At 62.4% G+C, this 6,123-nt stretch carries 6 protein-coding genes; 2 read left to right on the plus strand and 4 right to left on the minus strand.

Annotated features, from left to right (window positions below; all coding sequences use genetic code 11):
• Positions 1 to 783, plus strand: a 783-nt coding sequence (locus tag VFA16_RS12240) for a cyclopropane mycolic acid synthase family methyltransferase (RefSeq protein ID WP_324968070.1), incomplete at its 5' end; no start/stop codon positions are given.
• A gap of 66 nt (positions 784 to 849) precedes the next feature.
• Here the strand turns inward: VFA16_RS12240 and VFA16_RS12245 are convergent.
• On the minus strand, positions 850 to 1,734 hold the full coding sequence (locus tag VFA16_RS12245; protein WP_324968075.1) for a cyclopropane mycolic acid synthase family methyltransferase: 885 nt from the start codon (positions 1,732 to 1,734) through the stop codon (positions 850 to 852).
• Positions 1,735 to 1,992: 258 nt separating this feature from the next.
• A complete protein-coding gene (locus VFA16_RS12250; protein ID WP_324968071.1) occupies positions 1,993 to 3,243 on the minus strand; it encodes a KasA/KasB family beta-ketoacyl-ACP synthase in 1,251 nt (416 codons plus the stop codon).
• A gap of 171 nt (positions 3,244 to 3,414) precedes the next feature.
• On the opposite strand from VFA16_RS12250, the gene VFA16_RS12255 reads away from it, so the two are divergent.
• Positions 3,415 to 4,320: a cyclopropane mycolic acid synthase family methyltransferase gene (locus tag VFA16_RS12255; protein WP_324968072.1), complete on the plus strand. Its 906-nt coding sequence runs from the start codon at positions 3,415 to 3,417 to the stop codon at positions 4,318 to 4,320.
• A gap of 35 nt (positions 4,321 to 4,355) precedes the next feature.
• On the opposite strand, the gene VFA16_RS12260 is transcribed toward VFA16_RS12255, so the two are convergent.
• On the minus strand, positions 4,356 to 5,219 hold the full coding sequence (locus tag VFA16_RS12260) for a 3-hydroxybutyryl-CoA dehydrogenase (RefSeq protein WP_324968073.1): 864 nt from the start codon (positions 5,217 to 5,219) through the stop codon (positions 4,356 to 4,358).
• 72 nt (positions 5,220 to 5,291) lie between these two features.
• The coding region (gene aceA / locus VFA16_RS12265; protein ID WP_324968074.1) for an isocitrate lyase at positions 5,292 to 6,123 on the minus strand (832 nt) is incomplete at its 5' end.

Consider the following 6,123-nt stretch of genomic DNA (forward strand, 5'->3'; position numbering starts at 1 on the left):
GACCGCACTCAGACGTACAGCTGTGCCTACTTCGAGCGTGACGACATGACGCTAGAGGAGGCCCAACTCGCCAAAATCGACCTGGCGCTGGGCAAGTTGCGTTTAGAACCCGGGATGACGCTGCTCGACATCGGCTGCGGCTGGGGCGCCACCATGCGGCGGGCCATCGAGAAGTACGACGTCAACGTCGTCGGCCTGACGTTGTCGGAGAACCAGGCCGCCCACGTGCAGGCGATGTTCGACGAGATGGACACTCCGCGCTCGCGCCGGGTGCTGGTGGAGGGTTGGGAGAAGTACGACGAGCCCGTCGACCGCATCGTGTCGATCGGTGCGTTCGAGCACTTCGGCCATCCGCGCTACGCCCGCTTCTTCAAGATGGCCTACGACGCGTTACCGGCGGACGGCGTGATGCTGCTGCACACCATTACCCGGCCACCCTTATCCGACGCCAGGAAGATGGGATTGGGGTTGACCCGCGAAATCGTCGAATTCGCCAAATTCATCCTCGAAGAGATTTTCCCCGGCGGCTGGTTGCCGTCGATCCCGATCGTGGAAGAGCACGCCCGCAAGGCCGGCTTCACAGTCACCCGTATCCAGTCGCTGCAGCCGCACTATGCGCGCACCCTGGACATGTGGGCCGCCGCGCTGGAAGCCAACAGGGAACAGGCGATTGCGCTGCAATCTGAACAGGTCTACGACCGCTACATGAAGTACCTGACCGGCTGCGCGGAGCTCTTCCGCGACGGGTACACCGACGTCGACCAGTTCACGCTGGAGAAGTAGTCCGCTCCTGAGGACCCCTCAGGACCCTTAGGACGAACAGCGACAATCAGCGGGCGTATCCGCCGCTCAATTGACGGCTTGGCCGTCAGGACGCTTGACGAGCGTGAATTGCCCGACTTCGGTGATTCCGCGCTTGAAATTGTCGGAACATCCGGTCAAATAGCGCATGTAGCGCTCATAGACCTCTTCCGACTGGATGGCAATGGCTTCGTCCTTGTGCGCCCTCAGATTCTCAGCCCACATATCAAGTGTCCGCTTGTAGTGCGGGTTCATCAGCTGGGTTTCCTCGGTCGAAAAGCCCGCCTTCTGTGAGTATTCGACGACGTCTTCCGCTGAGGGCACTGCGCCGCCCGGGAATATCTCTCGGCCAATGAACTGCCAAAACCGCAGGTCGGCCATCGTAATTTTGATGCCCTTCGGACCCCAGTAGCTGGGTGGGTGAGTGAATATCGTCTCCAACACCATTCGGCCGTCGTCGGGCATAACGCGGTAGGCCGTCTCGAAGAATGGCGCCCATCGGGCTTTTCCGAATGCTTCGAATGCCTCGATGCTGACGATCCGGTCCACCGGCTCGTCGAACTGCTCCCAACCTTGCAGCCGGACCTGCCTGCTGCGCGGGCTGTCCATCTCCTCGAACATCCGCGCCACGTGAGCCCGCTGGTTTTTGGAGAGCGTCAAACCAATGACGTTGACGTCGTATTTTTCGATCGCCCGTCGCATCGTCGAGCCCCAGCCGCAACCGATGTCGAGCAACGTCATTCCGGGCTCGAGGCCTAGCTTGCCCAGCGCCAGGTCGATTTTGGCGATCTGCGCCTCCTCCAGCGTCATGTCGTCACGCTCGAACCAGGCGCAGCTGTAGGTCTGAGTCGGGTCTTGGAATAGCCGGAAGAACTCGTCCGACAGGTCGTAATGTGCCTGCACGTCCTCGAACGGCGGGGTTAAAGTCTGCATTTCACTGGATGTCTTGGTCACTGTTCGTCCTGGTGGGCACTGGTGATCCGGTCACAATTCAGACGTCGCCCCGGATCCCCCCGAGTTGACGCCTGTGCAACTAAGAATACGACCTGAGTGTGCCACGACAACACGGCACTCCTGGAATGCCGCGCCATGCGATTTCAGCGAAGTCGCGAAGCCCCGGTTGTCGCTGGTCTTCCTGCCTGTTGTCGTCCACCCGGCGACGCCGCATGAAGTTCGCCGCGGACAGCGGTTTCAGTATTGCCCGAAGACCAAGGCGACGTTGAAGCCGCCGAAACTGAACGAATTGTTGATCGCGTATCTGTACTCGCCGAGGCGCGGCTCTCCGGTGACCACGTCCAGATCGATCTCCGGATCGAGATTGCGCAGGTTCAGCGTCGGCGGGATGACACCGTCGCGCAGCGCCAGCACGGTCAGAATCGACTCCACGGCCCCGACAGCGCCGATCGAATGGCCAAGCGCCGCCTTCGGTGCGTAGACCGCTGGGCGATGGGCGCCCATCGCGTTGTTGATCGCCTTCGCTTCGGCAAGGTCGCCGATGACAGTGCCAGTGGCATGAGCATTGATGTGGTCGATGTCGGCGGTCGTCAGCCCGGCAAGCTCAATGGCTCGAGTCATCGCCTGCCGGGCCCGTTCACCACGGGGATCGGGCGCGACGATGTGGTAGCCGTCAGACGTGATGCCGGCACCCATCAGCCGGCCAAGAATGTTGGCGCCGCGGGCTTTCGCATGGTCCTCGGTCTCGACGACCAGCAGCGCGCCCGCCTCGCCGAACACGAACCCGTCGCGGTCCTTGTCGAACGGGCGACACGCGCCTTCGGGGTCGTCGTTGTTTGTCGACAGCAACTCCATGCGAGCGAACGCCGCAATCGGGATGGCCTCGATTCTGGTCTCGATGCCGCCGCAGATCGCGACGTCGGCCTCGCCGAGCACGATCCGCCGCCAAGCCTGGGCGATGGCCTCCGCGCCGGAGGCGTCGGCCGACACCGGGGTGAGGATCCCGGCCCTGGCTTTGTGTTCGAGCCCCACCCAGGCGGCGCCGGAGTTCGGCATCATCATCAGCACGCCCACGGGGTTGACGGCCTTCATCCCGCGTGCGCGGATGTCGTCGTAGCCGAACACCATCTCCTCGGTCGAACCCATCCCGGTGCCGATGGCCACCATCAACCGATTCGGGTCGACCTCGGGCGAGCCGGCATTCGCCCAGACCCGCCGGCCGAGCACCACGGAAATCTTCTGCAGAAACAACATTCGGCGCAGTTCCACGCGCGTCAGCTCGTGGTCGAAATCCTCGAGCAAGTGCCCACCGATTCGCACCGGCGCGCCGAATTGCTCGACGAACGGGTCGCCGAGCTTGCGGATTCCGCTCTGCCCATCGAGCAGCTTTTTCCAGGTGCTGTCAGCATCGGTTGCCAGCGCAGTCGTCATCGCGACGCCGGTGACCACTACGTCGGGGAAACCATTTCCTGTCGAGAGCGCCGCCATAGCGTTGCTGCTTCCTTTCCTCGACGGCCCATCCCAGTCACCCAATTACCCAGGAGGAGTATGGATCAAGCGTAAACCGGGCGCATTGTGCCGGGGCGCAACTAAAACACGACATATGACGGGCGTTAGGTGATTGCAGGCATCCGACGTCGGCGTATATCGTCTGCGCCTATGGGGACTGAACCGTCGGGAACCACCGAACTGAAGCCGAACGTCGACCACATCCAGTCGCACTATGACCGGTCGAACGAGTTCTTCAAGCTCTGGCTGGATCCGTCGATGACGTATAGCTGTGCCTATTTTGAACGCGACGACATGACGCTCGAAGAGGCGCAGATGGCCAAGATCGATCTGGCACTGGGGAAGCTGGGCTTGCAGCCGGGCATGACGCTGCTCGACATCGGCTGCGGCTGGGGCTCGACCATGCGTCGCGCGATTGAGAAATACGACGTCAACGTGATCGGGCTGACGCTCTCGGAAAACCAGCTGGTGCACAACAAGCAGAAGTTCGCCGAAATGGACAGTCCGCGGCGAAAAGAAGTGCGGCTGCAGGGCTGGGAGGAGTTCGACGAACCGGTGGACCGCATTGTGTCCCTCGGGGCGTTCGAGCACTTCGCCGACGGTGTCGGAACCTATGAGCGCTACGCGGACTTTTTCAAGATGTGCTACAACGTGCTGCCCGACGACGGGGTGATGCTGCTGCACACAATCGTCTTGCCCTCCGCGGAGGAAGAAAAGCAGCTGGGCCTCAAGCGGACGATGTCGCTGATGCGGTTCATCAGCTTCATCCGCAAAGAGATCTACCCTGGCGGCCGGTTGCCGATGATCGAGGTTGTCGACAAATATGCGACCGAGGCGGGTTTCACCATCAGCCGCCACCACCGCATCGGTAAGAACTACGTCCGAACGCTGGACACCTGGGCCAAGGGGCTGGAAGCGAACAAGGACAAGGCCATCCAGCTCAAGGGCGAGCAGACGTATGAGACCTTCATCAAGTACCTGACGGGCTGCCGGGAGCTGTTCCGCGAGGGCTACACCGACGTCTGCCAGTTCACCATGGAGAAGAAAGCCGCCTAAGTCGGCATCGGCTTTCAGCCGACACCTGGTCGAGCTCAGTACGAGTAGAAGCCCTGCCCAGATTTCTTGCCGAGCAGGCCGGCCTCGACCATGCGCACCAACAGCGGCGGTGAGGCGTACTGCTGCTCCTTGAATTCCTCAAACATCTTGTCCGCGATCAGCTTTAAGGTGTCTAGCCCGACCAGATCGGATAGCCGGAGCGGACCCATCGGGTGCGAGAGCCCTGCGACCACGGCCTTGTCGACGTCTTCGGCTGTGGCGAACCGGTTTTCGACCATCCGGATCGCCGACAACAAAAACGGCACCAGCAGCGCGTTCACCACGAAGCCGGACCGGTCGGAGCAGCGCACCACCTGCTTGCGTAGCACCGTGCTGGCGAATTCCTCGGTGCGGTCAGCGGCTTCGTCGTCGGTGACCAGGGTGCAGACCAACTCGACCAGCGGCAGTACCGGCACCGGGTTGAAGAAATGCAGGCCCAACACTCGTTGACGGTTCTTGGTGGCCGCGGCCAGTTTCATGATCGGGATGCTGGAGGTGTTGGACGCCAGCACCGCAGTGGGATCGCTGATGACGCGGTCGAGTTCGGCGAAGATCTCGGCTTTGACGGCTTCGTCTTCGATGACGGCCTCGATCACCAGTTGCCGGTCGGCGAGGTCTTTCAGATCCGTGGTGAAGGTCAGCTTCCCGATGGCGCCATCGCGTTCGCGTTCGGTGATCTTGCCTGCGCTGACACCGCGTTCCAGCGATTTCACGATGCGGCTGCGACCGGCCGCGATCAGCGCGTCCGTGGTCTCGAATACCGTGACGTCGACACCCGCTCGTGCTGACACCTCGGCGATACCGGCACCCATCTGCCCGGCTCCGACGACACCTACTCGTTCGATCGACACGTCACTCATTCTCAACTACGCCGCGCGAACAGACGCAAGGCCCCTCATTTCGGCGAATGGGGGCCTTGCGTCTGCTCGTCGTCAGTGGAACTGACCCTCTTCGGTCGAACCGGTCAGCGCCGTCGTCGATGAGTTGGGGTCGACGGTGGTGGCGATGCGGTCGAAGTAACCCGCGCCGACCTCGCGCTGGTGCTTGGTCGCGGTGTAACCGCGCTCCTCGGCGGCGAATTCGCGCTCTTGCAGCTCGACGTAGGCGCTCATCTGGTTGCGGGCGTAGCCGTAGGCCAGATCGAACATCGAGTAGTTGAGCGCGTGGAATCCGGCCAGCGTGATGAACTGGAACTTGAAGCCCATCGCGGCCAGCTCCTTTTGGAACTTCGCGATGGTCGAGTCGTCGAGGTGCTTCTTCCAGTTGAACGACGGCGAGCAGTTGTAGGCCAGCATCTGGTCCGGGTACTCGGCCTTGACCGCCTCGGCGAACTGCTTGGCGACCTCCAGATCAGGCGTGCCGGTCTCCATCCAGATCAAGTCGGCGAACGGCGCGTAGGCCTTGGCCCGCGCGATGCAGGGCTCGATCCCATTCTTGGTGCGGTAGAAGCCCTCGCGGGTGCGCTCGCCGGTGATGAACGGCCGGTCGCGCTCGTCGATGTCGGAGGTGATCAGCGTGGCCGCTTCGGCGTCGGTGCGCGCGATGATCACGGTCGGCACGTCGCACACGTCCGCAGCTAGCCGCGCCGACGTCAACGTGCGGATGTGCTGCTGGGTCGGGATCAGCACCTTGCCGCCCAGGTGACCACACTTCTTCTCCGAGGCCAGCTGGTCCTCCCAGTGCGAGCCGGCGACACCCGCGGCGATCATGGCCTTCTGCAACTCGTAGACGTTGAGGGCACCGCCGAAACCGGCCTCGCCGTCC

Source organism: Mycobacterium sp. (assembly GCF_035653355.1).
Lineage (GTDB): Bacteria > Actinomycetota > Actinomycetes > Mycobacteriales > Mycobacteriaceae > Mycobacterium.

Coding starts and splice junctions, on each gene's coding strand:
- VFA16_RS12245 (WP_324968075.1), bottom strand. CDS start 1,734: ATGCAGACTTTAACCCCGCCGTTCGAGGACGTGCAGGCACATTACGAC.
- VFA16_RS12250 (WP_324968071.1), bottom strand. CDS start 3,243: ATGGCGGCGCTCTCGACAGGAAATGGTTTCCCCGACGTAGTGGTCACC.
- VFA16_RS12255 (WP_324968072.1), top strand. CDS start 3,415: ATGGGGACTGAACCGTCGGGAACCACCGAACTGAAGCCGAACGTCGAC.
- VFA16_RS12260 (WP_324968073.1), bottom strand. CDS start 5,219: ATGAGTGACGTGTCGATCGAACGAGTAGGTGTCGTCGGAGCCGGGCAG.